Raw genomic sequence first — 17,376 nt, 5'->3', positions numbered from 1 at the left:
TGCTTTCGTTACCACTTAAGAACGGAAGGAGGTTTCGCGTTGATTTAAAAGTTAACATGAATGGTAATGATTATCATTAGGAATTTAATTGATCTGAATCACATCGACTGCTTTTTATTCATAATGTTCTTATATACTTGGCTGCTAATGTTGCGAAGGTTTAAAACAAGATAAAGATTAACAAGACCTAAGTAAGTGAAATGTAGTGGTTAGGTTACTGGGTTAAGAACTCATCTGGGGCGAAGGGGGTTGCGATGACGATAATCTTGGCTGGCGTATCCAAAGAATCGCCGATAGCAATGAAAGCCTTGCGGTGGTTTGCACATAAAAAACGCCGCTAATCATGCGGCGTTTTTGTGCGAGTTAATATTCCATCACTTTAGATGACCGGCATTATGTAGTTCCCGGTCTTCTTTTGCTGGCGGATTCCATTGGTAAATCCACGTTTCGGTCAGCGGTTGGCCATTGGCTTCTAGGTACAAGCGTAAGTTGATTGGATCTGTCGAACTGTCATCTGCTGGCACCAAGTCAAACATGGCACGATAACCATCAATTGAAGCCAGTGGGCGCGCAGAAGTGATTTCAACACGGCCTGCAGAGGTGGTAATCACTGGCTTCACTTTAACGTCTTTGCCCAAGCTATCTAATAAGCCGCCTTTAAAATCCACCACAAAGCGTTTGCTGTAATAAGGGCGTTTTTTACCAATGACACCGCCAAGGCCAGTAAAGGTGTTCACTACTTCGGCGCGCTGCGTATCAAATGGTACGGTGCCGCCCCAGAACATGTTGTAACTGAACAGTAATTCTTGGCCTGCTTCAACTGGCTGAGCGGGGTTCCAGAATGCGACGATGTTGTCAAAGGTCTCATCTAAGGTCGGAATTTCCACCAATTGCACAGAGCCTTTACCCCAGTCACTGGTTGGTTCAATCCACAGGTTAGGGCGTTTTTCATAGAACACACCATCATCCTGATAATGATCGAAGTTGCGATCACGCTGCATTAACCCAAAGCCTTTGGGATTGTCATCGCTGTAGGCATTAAAACGCAGATTTTCAGGGTTACCGAGTGGGCGCCAAATCCATTCGCCGTTGCCGGTATGCATTGCGAGACCGTCTGAGTCGTGTATTTCTGGACGCCAGTCATAACTGGTGCGGCGATCATTCTCGCCTACCATGTACATACTGGTAAGCGGTGCCACCCCTAAACGTTCTACGGCTTTACGTGGGTAGACGGCTGCATCAACATGCATTTTCAAGCGTTCACCCGGCGTAATATCGAACCGATAAGCGCCGGTAACACTAGGGGAATCCATCAGCGCGTATATCGTGGTGGTACCATCGTCTTTTTTCGGTGCTTCCATCCAGAAGTCGGTAAACACTGGGAATTCTTCTGGCTTAGGCATGGCGGTATCGATAGCCAGCCCGCGAGCGGATAAGCCATATTGCATCTCTTTGCCGACCGCGCGGAAATAACTCGCGCCTAAGAACGCAATAACATCTCGCTCCCAGTCGGTGTGGAACTGCATGCGGAAACCCGCAAAGCCTAAGTCCTGCGGCAATTTCTTGTTTTTCAGCTTAGATTTGCCGTAATCAAACATTTTGGCGTTGTATTTGATTGGCGATACTTCACCATCTTGCAACTGGTACAGCTGGATGGGGGTATCGAAATATAAGCCTAAGTGGAACAGTTCAGCACGGAAATCACCATCTGTATCTTTCCATAAGGCTTTGTCTTTGCGGAAATGGATCTGTTGGTATTCATCCCAGTCAAGATTTTTCAGGCTGGCTGGTAGTTCCCCTTTGTGATCTTGATAAGGCGTTTTTGCCATATTACTGGCGTAACCTTTGAGCCAGGCATAGCTGAATTTCTCGCCATCAGGCGGTGCGACTTGAATCCCCGCTGCATGCGCGAGCTGGCTGGCGAATAACATCCCGGCAGCCGCTAATGTCATCAGTGATATTCTCAATCCTGATTGAGGTTGAACAGCAGTTACACTGTGATACTTCAATGTATTTAATGGCATAGGCGTACTCTGAAGTTCTGGTTCGAGTGATAAATATTCGCCATGTTAACGACCTATCACGCAAACTGGGTGAAAGACAGCCAAGAAACTCTGACTGGCGACCGACGATGGTGATTAGTGGCATCGCGGCGATTGAATATGCTGAGAAATCTATCACATTTTAGCGTTTATAAAAGATGTGAGCGAAATAACTTTTTAATTCGTCCGTATTCGTTCAGCTAGGTAGTGAATTTGTTAAGTAAGTTGTGCAAGTTATTGATACTACTTGATAACAATTGACGGGTTTACGGATAAAAAAAGCCACCTGTTGCCAGGTGGCGCAATGGTTGGAACTCGTTTAACTCAACCGCATTAATGAATCTCAATTTTTTGGCGATTGTCATGTATTTCTGCTGATTTAGGCAGGGTTAAATACAGCATACCGTTATCAAATTTAGCGTCGATGGCGTCTTCTTTGACATTGTCTGGCAGTGCAAAACGGCGGACAAAGGTGCCATAGAATCGTTCCGACATATGCTGCTTGTCATCGGTGTGTTCGTGTTTACGTTCGCCAGTCAGTACCAGATAACCGTTCTCAATATTGAGTGTAATATCGTCTTTGCTGATTTCAGGCAATTCAACTTTTAGCAAATAATTCTCTTTGTCTTCGCTGATGTCTGTTGCCGGCAGCCAACTACGCTGACCAGAAAACATGGGGCTAGACCAGTCCATCAGTGAACCAAAGCGATTGAAAAGACTGTCGAATTCATCGGCAGGATTCCAAGGACGTAATTTCATAATGACCTCCTTTGTGTCGTTATCCTCACTTCATTCAACATCAGACAAGCTATCTGGCTTGTCTATTACTCAATGTGGGGGAGATTTGCGCAATTTCAAGGTGGCAGCTGATAAAAATTCAGCAAAAAATTGCAAAACTCAATTAAGAAAGATTTTCATTTAACTTTCACTGGACTAATCCCTAATTGCCAAGTAGGGTGCTGAAGTTTATCGCATTCTGACGTTGATTTTCTCTCTATGCAGCATTTGAAACACAGTCGCCAGCGTTGGCTCTGGATGGTACTCGGCCTGTGGCTGACCCTGTTCCAGACGACTGTTGCTGCCCATTCCATTGAAGAGGGAATCGTTGCTCATCAGCACGGTGACTGTTTACTGTGTCATGCCGGGCATCTGACTGGCGCTACTGCTCACCATATTCCAGCACTGCATGTCGTAGCATCACGTACGCTCACGGTCAGCGCACCTTTGCCGCCGGTTCCTTTGCTGCTTTTAGCGCGTCAACATCACGCGCGCGCTCCGCCTTTCTGTTGATAACTCACTGTTAATTAAATCTATTTATTTTTAGCTTATCATCAGGACAGGCTCCATGAAGTACGGTTTTTTCTCGACCGCGCTGCTACTCGGCTGCGCGCAATTTACACCTGTGGCAATAGCAACAACGGCTAACACAGATACAGCATTAGACAAGCAAGATCTCGAACGAATTACCATTGAATATCGTCAAGCATATCGAGGTGATGTTCCTGCCTCGGCGTTGCCACAGGCGATCACTACGTTAGATCAACAACTGTTGCAGGATGTTGGGGTGGGTTCTCTGCAAGATGCGATGGATTTTACCGCGTCGGCTGCGCGTCAGAACAATAGTGGCGGTATGTGGGACAGTTTTTCGCTGCGTGGTTTTCCCGGCAATGAGAATATGCCCGCGGGCTATTTGATTAATGGCTTTAGTGGTGGTCGTGGTTTTAGTGGGCCGCGCGATGCGGCATCGATAGATTATATTGAAGTGCTAAAAGGGCCTGGTTCTGCGCTTTATGGGCGCTCAGAGCCGGGCGGTGCAGTCAATATCATTACCAAGAAACCACAGAATGTGGCGCAAGGCTATCTGAAAACTGAGTGGGGGAGTTTTGACCACCAACGTTTGGAAGGAGATATCACGGGTGGTTTGACCGATGAACTGGCGGCGCGGTTTGTCGGCAGTTATAGCGACAGTGATAGCTATCGCGATTTCGTGACGAAACGTGCGACCAGCTTGACTCCGTCGTTACGCTGGCAATTATCGAATAACACCTCAGTGTTATATGAGTTTGAATGGCTTAAACGTGAACAGTTGTTTGATCGCGGTATTGTGGTGTTAAACAGCGACCTTAATACCGTACCGCATTCACGCTACTTAGGTGAGCCTGGCGATGGGCCAACAAAAATATATGCGGCCGGACATCAAATTACTTTCGAACATTTTATCAACGATGATTGGCAGCTTACTGGCGGCTTTAATCATCGACATTCGACCTTACGTGGCTTCTCATCCGATACAGAACTCTCGGTGTCGCGACAATCCTTATATGACGATGGACATACGTTAACGCGTCAACGCCGCTATCGAGATTATGCCTCTGAAGATAGTTCGCTGCGGTTTGAGCTTAATGGCGAACTCAGCACTTTTGGCGTAACGCATCATCTGCTAATCGGGGCGGATGCGTATCGCTATGAACTCAAAACCGGACTCTATCGTTATCGAGGTGGCAAAGGCAGCTACGATATCGATATTTTTGCGCCAGAGTATGGCAGCCAACCACTGCCAGAAATCGGTTTGTTATACGATAACCGCGAACATCAACGCGCCGTGGGGATTTATCTGCAAGATCAACTGGATCTTAGCGAACATTGGCAGGCATTACTTGGCGTTCGTATGGATGTGATCAGTCAGGAGATCCTCGAAATTGCCAGCGCGACAGATTCGTCGCGGCACGATCAGCGTGTTAGTCCCCGCTTAGGCTTGGTGTATTTATTGAGTGATGCCATTAGTCTTTACAGCAGTTATTCAGAAGGTTTTTTGCCGCTTAGCGGTACCGATGCGCAGGGGTTACCTTTTGGCTCAGAGCAAAGTCACTCGTTAGAAGTGGGGGCGAAACTGCAAACCCATAGTCTTCAGGCGACCTTAGCCCTGTTTGATGCGCACAAGAGCAATATTCTGGTATCCGATCCTGTGAATGTTGGCTTCTCGGCACCACTCGGCAGTGCACGTAGCCGCGGCGCTGAACTTGATATCAGTTATCAAGCGCCTTGGTTTGATACACAACTGTCTTACGGCCTGCTCAATACCCAAACCGATAGCGATAGCCTCAATGCGGATTGGGGCGTACCGATCCCTAAGGGAAGTCCTTTGGTGAATGTGCCAAAACACACTCTGGCATTGGTGTTGAGTCGCGACTTTTATCTCAATAGCGCTTACTTACGCGCGGGAATGAGTTTTCGCTTTGTGGACGACCGCTTAGGTGATGCGGCGGACTTGAGTTTCCGTTTACCCGCTTATCAGGTTTATGGGGCTTTCATACGTTGGCAGATGACAGAGCAGTTAACCTTGTCGTTGAATGCGAATAACCTGTTTGATAAGGCATATATCGACAGTAGCTACAACGCCTTATGGGCTTATCCCGGTGCACCGCGTAACGTTAAATTGGGAGTAAGTTATGGCTTCTGATCTCAAACAGCGGATTAACAGTATCGACATGATGCGTGGCTTAGTGATGCTGATTATGGTGCTTGATCATGTGCGCGAGCGTTTTTTCCTGCATCTGCAGGTGACAGATCCTATGGAGCTCAATACTACGCCGCCAGCGTTATATTTCAGTCGCTTAGCTGCGCATTTGTGTGCGCCGACGTTTGTGTTTTTAACCGGCTTGTCAGCATGGTTGTATCAGCATAGCGGCACGACTGGTCAGCGACCAGTAACTCGTTTTCTCGTCCAACGCGGCCTATTTTTAATCTTATTGGAAGTTACGCTGATTAGCTTTAGCTGGATGGGTAGTTACCACACGCTCTATTTACAGGTGATGTGGGCAATAGGCTTGAGTATGTTGGCCTTAGCTGTGCTGCATCGATTACCTCGCTGGGGCTTGTTGATGCTGGCGGCAGTGCTGGTCTTTGGTCATAACGGGCTAACCTCAATTCAGTTTGCGCCGAACGAATGGGGTTACAGTGCATGGACTATCTTGCATGATCGCGGTTATCTGCTCAGCGATAGTATTATCAATGTCAAAGTGAGTTATCCGGTGTTGCCATGGATTGGGGTTATCCTCTTCGGTTATGTGGCCGGGCCTCTATATAGCAAAGCCACTAATGCTGGAGTGCGGCAACGCTGGCTGCTTGGTTTAGCCGTGGCGTGCTTGGCCTTATTTGCGTTACTGCGTGGCGCTAATATTTATGGCGAAACCCTGCCTTGGCAGCATAGTGAATCTTTGCTCCTCAGTGTGATGTCGCTACTGAATCTCACTAAGTATCCGCCATCATTGGCATTTCTGTTGTTAACACTGGGAGTGATGTTTATCGGCTTGTGGCAAATGGAGCGGATTCAGCATCCATGGGGGCAAGCCATCGCGAAGGTACTGGCACATTTTGGCGGCGCACCGATGTTTTTCTATCTGGTACACCTCTATTTGCTGCTTATCATGTATCAAGTTGCCATCGGTCTGTGGGGCCCTAACTATGGTCAGCTATTTGGCGTCAGTAGTATTGGCTACATCTGGTTGCTAACGGTGTTCGTGATAGCCTTACTTTACTGGCCCACCAAACGCTTTGCCGCGTTCAAACGGCGTACTCAATTGGCGTGGGTAAAATACCTTTAATCTTTGGGTGATGTTTGTTGTGCGGTTAATGCTGGCAAACATCACCTTGTGTCGACGGCTTACGCGACGCCTCAAGACTTGGCGTCCGTAGCTGAGACGAGCTCTTTATTATTCAACTTTAGTCTAACTGTCCGGTTTTAAAGAACCGGATTCTTAGGTAAATTATGCCGCTTATTTTGCGGTCAATAAGAAGCGCCGTGTAGTTGTGGAGCGTAAAGGTGAATCTTAAAGAACATATCAGTGGCGCCGTGTTGTTAGCGTTAACCGTCATTGCTGGAGCTTTGTGGCTCGATGGCAGTATTTTCTTTCGTTTGTTAGTTGGCTTGGGATTGGGTTACGCGCTGAGCCGAGCCTCTCTTGGCTTTGCTGGTAGTGTAAATCGCGCTTATCGCGCCGGGTCGACTCGTTTATTGCGGCATCTGATGTTGTTGTTTGTACTCACGGCGCTTGCGACCTGTGCCTTACTGATCCAGCAAGATGTCAGCGCGGTGAAGTTATGGGTGAAGCCGCTTAATGTCGGGTTACTGGTCGGTGGTTTGATGTTCGGTTTTGGTATGGCGATTGCCGGCTGCTGCGCGTCAGGTGTGTTGACCTACTTTTCTAGTAATGTGTTGCGTCCGGCGATAGCACTGTTGTTTTTTGGGATGGGCGTATTTTTAGGTTTTCCTTTGCAAGCAACTCAAAGCTGGATCCGCGACACTTGGGTGTCATCGGCGAGTTTCCCAAATAAAGGGGTCTTTTTACCGGATCTATTTAGTACCGATCCACTTGGTGGGTATCTCGGTGCAATGCTGTTGACTGCGTTATTCGCCAGCATCGTGAGTTGGTTTGCCATTCGCTATGAGCGCAGCCGCCGCGAGCAGGGCAGCTTTATTGGGGTGCACAGTGAAGTTGAACAGCAGCAAGGCAGTGGTATTGAGCTGACACAGCAGCGCTTTTTTAGTCGTGAAACCTACCATGCACTGTTTATTGCGCGCTGGTCGCCCATTACAGGGATTGCAGTGATCGTGCTGATGTTTATGTTGTTGATGGGCGTTACCGGTTCTGGCTGGGGAGCTTCTACGCCATTCGGACTGTGGTTTGGCCGCTTGCTGATTTTGTGCGGTGTTGATGCCGCCGATGTTGCAGCGTTTAGTCATAAGTCGGTACAGGCGTTCACTATGCCGTTTTTTAGCCATGCGGTAACCGTACAAAACATCGGTATTATTATCGGTGCTTTGGTGTCGTTGCTGCTGGCGGGTCGATTTGCCAGTGGTTTTTCTCGGCTGCCATTATCGGCAATGGAAGTCGCATTGCTGGCGGTTGCCGGGTTGTCGATGGGATTCGGAACACGCTTTGCAAATGGTTGTAATGTTGGTGCGCTGTTTACCCCAATTGCAAACTTCTCACTCTCTGGTTGGGTGTTTTTGCTGGTGATGATTACTGGCGGTGTGCTGGGCAATATGCTGCGTAAGCGCTTGCTGTAAGCGACGCTGAACTTACAAAAAATCCCGCAGTAACATCACGTACTGAGGGATTTTTTTGGATTAGGCCTGGCGTAATGTACTGTTTCGAGTGCGAAAACTCGCTCTTGAATAATCGCTAGATAGGCTAATACCCGCAATGCCTAAGCGGGCGAAAGCTGCCGTTGCTCAAGTTGGCAAAGACCGCTGCCGAATTGGCTGCGGCCTTTTCGTCGGCAAGTGATTACAGCGGTGGGTTGACTTGAATCACCACTTTGCCGAAGTTTTTACCCTCCAGTAGGTTGATCAATTGTTGCGGCGCGTTAGCTAATCCTTGCTCCAGTTGCTCACGATAGTGAATTTTGCCTTCACTCAGCCATTGCTGCATATCTTTGGCAAAGGCCGGATAGCGGTGTTGGTTGCCATCAAAGATAATAAAGCCTTGCACCTTAATACGCTTAACCAGCAGTTGCACCATCAGCAGACCCAGACGATCCGGGCCTTGGGGTAATTCTGTGGCGTTATATTGTGATACCAAGCCACACAGCGGAATACGCGCATGCGCATTGAGCAGTGGAATGACGCTATCAAATACTTTGCCACCGACATTTTCAAAATAGACGTCAATACCATCATTACATGCTGCCGCTAACTGTGCTGCAAAATCGGGAGCACGGTGGTCGATACAGGCATCAAAGCCGAGTACTTCGACCGCATGGCGGCATTTCTCTGCGCTACCCGCGATACCGACCGCGCGGCATCCTTTAATTTTGGCAATTTGACCGACAGTCGCGCCTACTGGACCAGTGGCTGCCGCGACCACTACGGTTTCACCCGGCTTAGGTTCGCCAATGTCGAGCAGCCCAACATAGGCGGTAAAGCCCGGCATTCCCATAATGCCTAGTGCATAGGACGGATGCTCTGGGTGTTTACCCAATTTAACGAAATCCTGAGCGTCGGCGAGCGCATATTGCTGCCAGCCTGCTTGGTAGGTGAGCACCCATTCTCCCACTTCATAATCAGGATGATTAGATGCTTCAACTTGGCAGACGGCGCCGCCGACCATGACATCGTCGATGGCGACTGGATCAGCATAGGAGGCGGCATCACTCATACGGCCACGCATATAGGGATCTAGTGATAGGTAGATATTACGCAGTAGCACTTCGCCCTCAGCTGGAACAGGTTTTGCCACTTGCTCTATGCGAAAGTTGGCCGCAGTTGGAGCACCGACTGGGCGCGAAGCGAGTACTATGCGTTGGTTGGTTTTATCAGTCATCATATTGTCCTGTTAAATTAGACCAGTCGTCTAGTTGTTGAGGTAAAAAACCGCTTACTCAATAAGCGGGCTCAGTTAGCTAAATGATCAACGCTGAGGTTGGGTGAGCAGTTGCTCAGTGGTTTGCAGTGCATGTTGTAAAGTGGAATCATCGAGACGGATTTTGACCAATAAACTGGCACCCAACCACATGTTATACAGCAGTTCAGCGGTTTGACGGCTATCGCTTAAATGGAATTCACCTTGCTGGCAACCTTCACTAAGTGCAGTAGTTAGGTGAGTGATCACCTGTTCTGTGCCCGTTAACAACGCCATGCGCATCGGTTCCGAGAAGTCTGAGACTTCACCAGCAAGCTTGACCACCAGACATTTGCCATTGGCACATTGTGGACTGTTATGCTCCACCCATGCTTGCCAATACTGCATCAGCTTTTCAAATTGGCTGAGGTTACTTTGCTGAAAAATTTGCAGCATAAAACTCAGATGCCGCTGAAAATATTGTTCCACTAAGACCACGCCGAGTTGCTCTTTAGAGGCAAAGTAATGATAGAACGAGCCTTTGGGGACGTCTGCGGTTTTAAGTAGTTCTGACAAGCCCATCCCGGTAAAGCCTTTTTGCAATACCAGTTGATAACCCACATCAAGAATGTGCTGTCGAGTGTCGTGTGTTTTTCCGTTCATGGCGCCGATCCTAACAGCAATTAGACCAGTCGTCTAGGTTGCTAAAATCCCTAATCAGCTCATTCTCAAGCAGGTTATCGAAAAGACGTTAACAGCCAAATATTGGGCAATCCTATCTAGAATAACGGCCAATAACTAGGCCTAACATATACTGATGCGTACTTGCTGTTTGTAATAATAGGCAAGTAACTACGAGGGATAGGCAAACGAAATCATGGCTCGGCTTTTACAATATTGTCCCTAAATCCTTGGGTAATGCCTCCGTTATGGGCCGTTATCCGAAATATCGTGGAGCAGTAACACGTCTATGAGCCGTTCGATAATGCACGTAAAAGCAGAACCCTCGATAAAACCTCAATCTAAGTGGGCGGCCATTATTTCACTGATGCTGGGCGTCGCGGTTTTGATCTCGGCAGAGTTGCTGCCGGTCAGTTTGTTAACCGAGATGGCTAAGGCGTTGGATGTTTCAACCGGCGTCGCAGGACAGATGATTTCGACAACGGCCACGCTCGCCATGCTCAGTGGTTTAGTGCTGCCTGCACTCTTTAAACGGGTCGACCGTCGTAAACTCATTTTGAGTTTTTCATTACTGTTAGTGTTGTCCTGTGTGATGACATCAGTGGCCAGTAATCTCTGGCTGTTACTCGTTGCTCGTGTTGTGCTTGGCATTGCCATCGGCGGCTTTTGGGCCATTTTGACACCCGTGACGATGCAGTTGGTACCGGCTGAACGGGTAGCATCAGCATTTTCCATTATCTTCTCCGGCGTGTCGTTAGCGCTGGTTGTTGCGGCGCCTTTAGGTAGCTACTTGGGGGATATCTTTGGCTGGCGAGCGGTCTTTACCACCGTTGGCATATTGTCTGTTGGGGTGCTGCTATTGCAGTGGTTTAGTGTGCCAAGTGTTACTGCTGCGAGCGTGCATCACAGCGATGGTATGGGAAAGTTACTGCGTCGTCCGGGGGTGATGTTGGCATTTACTGCTATGTTGCTCAGTTTTACCGGTAATCAAATGCTGTATATCTATATGCGCCCCTATATGGAGAGTTACCTGCATTTTAATATCGAACAGATTTCGCTGTCTTGGGTGTGCTTTGGGGTGGCAAGTTTTGTTGGTGTAACCTTTGCCGGTGTGCTGGTTCAGCGACTACTCAAACAAATTCTTATCGGTATGCCGATTGCCATGGTGCTGGTTGCCTTGGCCTTGTTGGCCGGGCCGCAACTGCACTTACTGGCGTTTGTATTAATCGCATCTTGGGGATTCTTTGGCGCGGTGTTGCCCATTATCTGGTCTACATGGATAACTCGCGCGCTGCCCGATGCGGCTGATAGCGCTGGGGGGCTCTATTCTGCAGCATTACAACTTGCCGCCATTATTGGCGCGTCGCTAAGTGGTACTGCTATCGACCAAATGGGCATCAGCGCCAATATGCCATTAACCGCCACAGTAATGGCGTTGACCTTTATTTTAACGCTGACGTCGCTACAAAAGCGGCCGCTGACGGCGACTACCCAGCATAGTGCGTAAACGCTTTTGTTCAATCCAACGCCAGTGAGGTGTGAGGATTGAATACAATATAAGTTGTAGGAGTATGTATGAAAACATTGGTGATTGTGTCTCATCCTTATCCGGAACAATCCAAGGTTATCAAGGCGGTAGAGCAGCATCTGGCGACATTACCAGACGTTGAAGTGCGCAATCTTGAAAGTTTATATGGCAGCGATATTAATGGCTTTGATGTTGCTGCAGAGCAGCAAGCTTATGCAGGTAAAGATCGTATTGTGTACCTGTATCCCACGCATTGGTTCAATATCACGCCAATGTTAAAAGCCTATTTCAATCAGGTGTGGAGCTATGGCTGGGCATTTGGCCCAGGTGGTGAAGCGCTGAAAGGCAAAACACTGCTAGCAGTCACCAGTGCGGGGGCCGGCGAACAGATGTACTCAGCCGATGGGCTGGTGCAAAGCACTATGGATGAAGTGCTAACGCCGATGAAAGCCAACGCATTGTATGTTGGTATGCACTATGCCGAGCCGTTGGTATTGTTCAATTCAATGGACGTTGAACCTGCGCGTTTAGCTGAATTTAAGCAACAAGTCAGCGCCGCGATTCAGTAAGGTTGGCAATATAAAAAGCCCGTGGCAGAACATCATCCGCCATGGGCTTTTTCATTGTGGCTAGCGAGGCGCAGCGGCTACTCAAAACAATGTTGGATAAATTTAAGTGCAGTGGCAGCGCCTTGCGGCGATATTGCATGTGTCAGACTAGGCTCAAACTGCGTTTGTACCTGATGCCCTAAAGTTGTTAGCGCAGCGGCAGCTTTTTCGGACTCAGTGTAAGCGATGGCATTATCGCTTAGGCCATGGACTAACAGTACCGGTAGCGCACGTTCAAACTGATACGGTGTTGGTGAGGCGAGCCGACCAGAGAATGCTACAACCCCAGCGAGCGGCGTACGCGCACTCACCAGCATATCGAGGGACATCATTGAACCTTGTGAGAATCCGACCAAGATAATCTGGTCAACGCTGGGGTCAATGTCGTGCTGGCTAAATAGATTTTGTAGCAGTTGATCAAGTGAAGAACGTGCTGCGGCGATTCTGCTTGGGCGCTCTGCATCGCTAATGTTTTGCAAGCTAAACCATTGGTAACCATTGCCAAAATCTGAGGTAAATGGCGCATTGGGTGCCACCCACAGAACATCTGGTAATGCCTGTTGCCATTGCTGGGCGAGTGCTGCCATGTTGGCGCCATTGCTGCCAACCCCGTGTAGCAAAATAACGACGTGCTTCGCCATTATGTTCCCTTATTTTGTTTGTCATCGTTGTCTGCAGTTTATATGCGACTTAGAAACTTATTAAGACAGTAAAAAGGGAATAATTAACAACAAAATGTTGATAGTTAGCTTATGAATGTTGGCATTTACAGCTACATTCCATTTTTCACTGCATGTATTCATATCACTATTAATGCTATTAAAATCAATGATAAGAACAAGTGGTTGAGATAGAATAGCGCCACATCGCCCTATTGCGTGTGGGGCTGGCTACAAGGTTGTGGCTCTGAAGGTTGAGGTAAAAATGCGTCAATGTGCTGTGGAAGAAAAAACGCCTGCCATCCAAAAAATGAGTTTTATTGATCGTTATTTAACGCTGTGGATTTTTCTAGCCATGGCATTAGGCGTCGGGATTGGCGTGTGTTTTCCGCAAGCTGCGGCATGGACCGATAGTTTATCGGTGGGTACTACCAATATCCCGCTGGCGATTGGGCTGATTCTGATGATGTATCCGCCACTTGCCAAAGTAAATTACGGGCTGCTCGGTGAAGTGAGCCGCGATAAAAAGGCCATCGGTTTATCGCTAGTGATGAACTGGATTGTCGGGCCAATTTTGATGTTTGCGCTTGCGCTGATTTTTTTGCACGACCATCCCGGTTATATGGTGGGCGTGATTTTGATTGGCTTGGCGCGCTGCATTGCTATGGTGTTGGTGTGGAACGACATTGGTGATGGCAATAAAGAGTATGGCGCTATGCTAGTGGCGCTGAACAGCCTGTTTCAAATTCTTACCTACAGTGTGTTGGCGTGGTTGTTCATTACTGTGCTGCCGCCGTATTTTGGTCTGCAAAGCTTAGACGTCGATATCACCATGGGCGATATTGCTAAAACGGTTGCGCTTTATCTTGGTGTGCCGTTTGTGGCGGGTTTTGTGGGCCGTAAGCTACTCGTCAGTATCAAAGGTGAGGCATGGTATACCCATGTTTACCTGCCACGCATTTCTCCCATTACCCTGATCGCGCTGCTGGCTACCATTGTGTTGATGTTCAGCTTAAAGGGCGAAATGATCATCGAGTTGCCATTTGATGTGTTGCGGGTTGCCGTGCCTTTAGTGATCTACTTTTTGGTGATGTTTTTTGCCAGCTTCTTTATTGGTAAACGTTTAGGTATTGCGTACGACAAAAATGCGTCGATTGCTTTCACCGCCACTGGTAACAACTTTGAATTGGCCATTGCCGTTGCTGTGGCCGTTTTTGGTTTAAGCTCGCCACAAGCGTTCGCCGGAGTAATTGGCCCACTGGTTGAAGTGCCAGTGTTAATCGGTCTAGTGAACGTGGCGTTACGCATGAAACGTCATTACGCAAATTAGTTTTTTCATCGTGTAGCTTTTCACGATTGTGGTGCAGATACATCAGGCGTTGATATGGCTAACTAAGAGAACAACGTGGTGAAGAACTACGCCAACGTGCAGCTGGTGCGATGACTCAGGTGCAGTGATAGAAAAAAGAAGGCCGAGATTCTCGGCCAAAATACTCCAAGTGGGAAGCGGGTTAGGGCAGTGCAATCCCTTGTTTATGAAAGTAATCATTGGCAATGCGCGAACTCACCAAAAACATCACGCCCATGATAAAAGCGGCGGCTGCCAGATAGAGATAGAAGTGGGTATAAATCGGCAAAGTTTCGCTCGGTAACAGCGTGGCTTTAGGGAGAGCAAGCATTTCACTTAAACGCCCAGAGACGAGCTGCGCTAACGAAACAACTAAGTAGAACACGCCCATCGCAAAGCCCATCATCTGTATATCGCAATAAAGCGAAATCATCGACAGCCCAATCGCGCTGATGAATAACTCTGAAATGGTTAACAAGAAATACGACAGCCCAATGAAATCACCACTGACGATGCCGCCATGCTGCATGATCCCCGCGACATATAACAAGACGATGCCAAAAGTGCCTATAAGCATCATTGTGGCCTAAAGAAAACTTAAAATAAAATTAAATTTGCTTAATAAGGTTCTAAAGGAATACTTGTTGTCTATTGATTTAATTGAGGAAATCAGCGCTGCCATCAGACACATTTTGTTGAACAAAAAAGCGCGGGTTTGCCGCTTTAGCGCCACAATTGCAGTAACGCTGTCGGCCAATTTTAAGTAAGATAGCCCTCCATCTTTTTTGTGGATATTGTCGATGATGCAAGCATATTTTTCTCGAACGCTGGCGCTGGCCGCCTTGTGTTTTTCCGTGGTGACTGGTGTTGCAGTGGCTGCGCCAATCACTGTGATGGGCTATAACGTTGAAGGCGGCTATAAGCCTGATGCTACCGAACCCACAGTGGCGGGTTATATTCAACAAGCACCAAAAGCTGATGTCTATATGTTGAGTGAGTTGACCATCTCATGGGCCAAACCACTGGCGAAAACTATGGGTGATTATCAATTTGTTGCATCAAAGAATGCGATTGAAACCACTGATGCATTGGGTATTTTCTTTAATCCACAGCGTTTTAGCTTGGTGGATCAGAGCGAGTTGGTATTTGGTGTCAATAAGTATGAGCGTCCTGCGTTAATTGCAACTTTGAAGGATAGGACAACCGGGAAAACGGTCACGATTGTGGGCAATCACTTAATGCGCGGTGCGGCAGAACAACGTCAGCAACAGGCACGCATGTTGGTGCAATGGGTAAAACAACAAGCTGATACGGTTATTGCGCTAGGGGATTATAACTTTGATTATGACTTACCCACCGCCAAAGGGAATCAGGCCTTTAATCTTTTCATGGACAGTGGCGAGTGGCATTGGATTAAGCCTAGCAAACTGATCAAATCTAACTGTGATGCCAACTACAATAGCATCCTCGATTTCGTCTTTGTTCACGGCAGTTATCAATCTGCGACGTCCAATATTCTGTTCCCAGAGGAGGAATATTGTCATGATGATGAGCAACGTCCGGATCATCGACCTGTTGTTGCGACCATAACGTTTTAGCACTCAGCGATAAGATAAAGAACAAGGACGTTCGGTTTAAGCATTGAGGAATTTACAGGAAGGGAATTTAGGATTGGTCTGAAGCAGACCGGCCATCCATGGCGGGTATCAAATGGCAGGCTACTTGAATACGCTCCACATGATGCTGTGCTCTGAGCCCATGCTCCACAACATCACGACGACAGTAAGTAATACTTCTAGCAGTAAAATGCCCCAGCCGAGTGTCATCCCCGAAATAATGAAGCCCTTTTCGTGGCTGATCCCAAGGAATCTGGGGGTACCTTTGTACAGCAGGTAGGCGGTATAACAAACTCCGGCTCCTAGCGCTAACAAGCAAACCCAAAAAATAGGATAAATGGCGACAACACCGCTTAAAAACATGGGGGTCGCAATGTACCCGGCAAATACTACACATTCTGAGCGTGGTGGACGCTCAGGGTATTTTCTGGCTAACCAGTGAATTAAACTGCCGACAATCCATACCGCACCTAACATCAAGGCATAAAATGCCACACCTAATGCTATGCCATTTTCAATGGACACTTTGTAGGATTCTTCTCCGCCAAAGGTCCAACCAAACTGCGTTGTACCTATAAATGATGCCACCACCGGTATTGCTGCAAGCCATAGAATATGGTGCATATAAAGGTGGGACACGGTTTCGTGCTCCGAGTTGATCTGTTGCCACTCTTTACCCGGATGCAATATCAGTCCAAGGATGTGATTACTCATAGTTGACCTCGCATTGCCGCTCGCTAACAAAAACGAACACTACTCCTAAAGTTTAGTCAGCTAAAAAATCTCAATAAGAACTAATAGTGATTATCAGTTACATGGATATAGCAATTAATTAGATATCACTTCTATTGTAAGGACTAGCCAGCAAACTATGACCGTTGGTCTGTAAATGGTGGTTGGACACAGGCAAATTTTGCACTCGCGTGACACCTACGCTGCCTGTTAGACTAGCGCGAATTTACGAACACTAATGTAGTAACATTTAAAGTTAGGGGCCCACATGCGTATTGTTATTCGACTGTTTTTCAAATTGTTACGTCGTATTTTAATGCCGTTTATGCTGATTTATGCCGCGGTTTCAAAACCTAAACCTATTGAGCGTGAGCAGCAGGCGCAGGCTGAGGTTGAGGCTCAGTGTCGCCAGTTAACGCTTTATCAATACACTACATGTCCGTTCTGCATTAAAGTGAAGAAGGAAATTCATCGCCTAGCACTGCCGATTTCCATGGCGAACGTATTGCGCGATCAAAATGCGCGTGATGAACTGGAAAGCAAAGGCGGACAAGTTAAAGTTCCTTGCCTCAAAATTGTCGAAAATGATGGCAGCGAACAGTGGATGTATGAATCGGAAGAGATTAAAAAGTATTTACAGCAGCGTTTTGCTGCGTAATTGCTTCTGCGACGTGAGGCGCCGCCGTACTTTGTTGTGCTGCGGCGTTTTTTATTGCTGCATACCTTAATGTTTGCTAACTAAACTACTGATTTTACCCAGACAGAGGGCAATGATATGCTCTCGCGATAAGCTGATTTCGATCGCAACAAGGATGTCTA

Annotated in this window: 16 protein-coding genes; 9 read left to right on the top strand and 7 right to left on the bottom strand. The window is 47.6% G+C overall.

Annotation, left to right across the window (positions count from 1 at the left end; all coding sequences use genetic code 11):
* Positions 1–374: 374 nt before the first annotated feature.
* The gene (locus HR45_RS05490; RefSeq protein WP_241461064.1) at positions 375–1,952 is read right to left on the bottom strand and encodes an OpgD/OpgG family glucan biosynthesis protein; all 1,578 of its coding nucleotides are present in this window, start codon (positions 1,950–1,952) and stop codon (positions 375–377) included.
* A 423-nt stretch (positions 1,953–2,375) separates the two neighbouring features.
* Positions 2,376–2,801 carry an Hsp20/alpha crystallin family protein gene (locus HR45_RS05485; protein ID WP_037440578.1) on the bottom strand — a complete coding sequence of 142 codons (426 nt, stop codon included), beginning with the start codon at positions 2,799–2,801 and terminating at the stop codon, positions 2,376–2,378.
* 237 nt (positions 2,802–3,038) lie between these two features.
* Between HR45_RS05485 and HR45_RS05480 the strand changes: the two genes are divergently transcribed.
* The 4 genes from HR45_RS05480 (at position 3,039) to HR45_RS05465 (ending at position 8,112) form a co-directional block, all read left to right on the top strand.
* Entirely contained in the window at positions 3,039–3,332 is a 294-nt protein-coding gene (locus HR45_RS05480) for a hypothetical protein (RefSeq protein ID WP_037440576.1), read from the top strand.
* Positions 3,333–3,387: 55 nt separating this feature from the next.
* Positions 3,388–5,502 carry a TonB-dependent siderophore receptor gene (locus tag HR45_RS05475; RefSeq protein WP_037440574.1) on the top strand — a complete coding sequence of 705 codons (2,115 nt, stop codon included), beginning with the start codon at positions 3,388–3,390 and terminating at the stop codon, positions 5,500–5,502.
* Positions 5,492–6,646 (top strand): acetyltransferase domain-containing protein, encoded by a 1,155-nt coding sequence (locus HR45_RS05470; protein ID WP_037440572.1) that lies wholly within the window; start codon positions 5,492–5,494, stop codon positions 6,644–6,646. The genes HR45_RS05475 and HR45_RS05470 overlap by 11 nt, the downstream gene beginning before the upstream one ends.
* A gap of 218 nt (positions 6,647–6,864) precedes the next feature.
* A complete protein-coding gene (locus HR45_RS05465) occupies positions 6,865–8,112 on the top strand; it encodes a YeeE/YedE family protein (protein WP_037440569.1) in 1,248 nt (415 codons plus the stop codon).
* A gap of 220 nt (positions 8,113–8,332) precedes the next feature.
* Here the strand turns inward: HR45_RS05465 and HR45_RS05460 are convergent, their stop codons facing one another.
* Entirely contained in the window at positions 8,333–9,367 is a 1,035-nt protein-coding gene (locus HR45_RS05460; RefSeq protein ID WP_037440566.1) for an NADP-dependent oxidoreductase, read from the bottom strand.
* A gap of 87 nt (positions 9,368–9,454) precedes the next feature.
* Positions 9,455–10,048: a TetR/AcrR family transcriptional regulator gene (locus tag HR45_RS05455; RefSeq protein WP_037440562.1), complete on the bottom strand. Its 594-nt coding sequence runs from the start codon at positions 10,046–10,048 to the stop codon at positions 9,455–9,457.
* A gap of 307 nt (positions 10,049–10,355) precedes the next feature.
* On the opposite strand from HR45_RS05455, the gene HR45_RS05450 reads away from it, so the two are divergent.
* Together HR45_RS05450 and HR45_RS05445 are read left to right on the top strand one after the other, a co-directional pair.
* Positions 10,356–11,573 carry an MFS transporter gene (locus tag HR45_RS05450; protein WP_037440560.1) on the top strand — a complete coding sequence of 406 codons (1,218 nt, stop codon included), beginning with the start codon at positions 10,356–10,358 and terminating at the stop codon, positions 11,571–11,573.
* A gap of 68 nt (positions 11,574–11,641) precedes the next feature.
* Positions 11,642–12,163 carry an NAD(P)H-dependent oxidoreductase gene (locus tag HR45_RS05445; protein ID WP_037440557.1) on the top strand — a complete coding sequence of 174 codons (522 nt, stop codon included), beginning with the start codon at positions 11,642–11,644 and terminating at the stop codon, positions 12,161–12,163.
* A gap of 77 nt (positions 12,164–12,240) precedes the next feature.
* On the opposite strand, the gene HR45_RS05440 is transcribed toward HR45_RS05445, so the two are convergent.
* Entirely contained in the window at positions 12,241–12,843 is a 603-nt protein-coding gene (locus HR45_RS05440; RefSeq protein WP_037440555.1) for an alpha/beta hydrolase, read from the bottom strand.
* A gap of 283 nt (positions 12,844–13,126) precedes the next feature.
* On the opposite strand from HR45_RS05440, the gene arsB reads away from it, so the two are divergent.
* Entirely contained in the window at positions 13,127–14,191 is a 1,065-nt protein-coding gene (gene arsB, locus HR45_RS05435; protein ID WP_037440553.1) for an ACR3 family arsenite efflux transporter, read from the top strand.
* A 181-nt stretch (positions 14,192–14,372) separates the two neighbouring features.
* Here arsB and HR45_RS05430 read toward each other — a convergent pair whose 3' ends face one another.
* On the bottom strand, positions 14,373–14,786 hold the full coding sequence (locus HR45_RS05430) for an MFS transporter (protein ID WP_156104020.1): 414 nt from the start codon (positions 14,784–14,786) through the stop codon (positions 14,373–14,375).
* A gap of 223 nt (positions 14,787–15,009) precedes the next feature.
* Here HR45_RS05430 and HR45_RS05425 point away from each other — a divergent pair, with 223 nt between their 5' ends.
* Positions 15,010–15,807, top strand: coding sequence for an endonuclease/exonuclease/phosphatase family protein (locus tag HR45_RS05425; RefSeq protein ID WP_037440549.1), 798 nt, complete (start codon positions 15,010–15,012; stop codon positions 15,805–15,807).
* Between the two features lie 120 nt (positions 15,808–15,927).
* Here HR45_RS05425 and HR45_RS05420 read toward each other — a convergent pair whose 3' ends face one another.
* Positions 15,928–16,539 carry a Yip1 family protein gene (locus HR45_RS05420; RefSeq protein ID WP_037440547.1) on the bottom strand — a complete coding sequence of 204 codons (612 nt, stop codon included), beginning with the start codon at positions 16,537–16,539 and terminating at the stop codon, positions 15,928–15,930.
* Positions 16,540–16,825: 286 nt separating this feature from the next.
* Between HR45_RS05420 and HR45_RS05415 the strand changes: the two genes are divergently transcribed.
* On the top strand, positions 16,826–17,215 hold the full coding sequence (locus HR45_RS05415; RefSeq protein WP_037440545.1) for a glutaredoxin family protein: 390 nt from the start codon (positions 16,826–16,828) through the stop codon (positions 17,213–17,215).
* The last annotated feature ends 161 nt before the right edge of the window (positions 17,216–17,376 follow it).

This window comes from Shewanella mangrovi (assembly GCF_000753795.1).
Taxonomy (GTDB): domain Bacteria; phylum Pseudomonadota; class Gammaproteobacteria; order Enterobacterales; family Shewanellaceae; genus Shewanella; species Shewanella mangrovi.
Note: the sequence above shows the minus strand (reverse complement) of the source record. Positions and strands in the feature narration are given on the sequence as shown.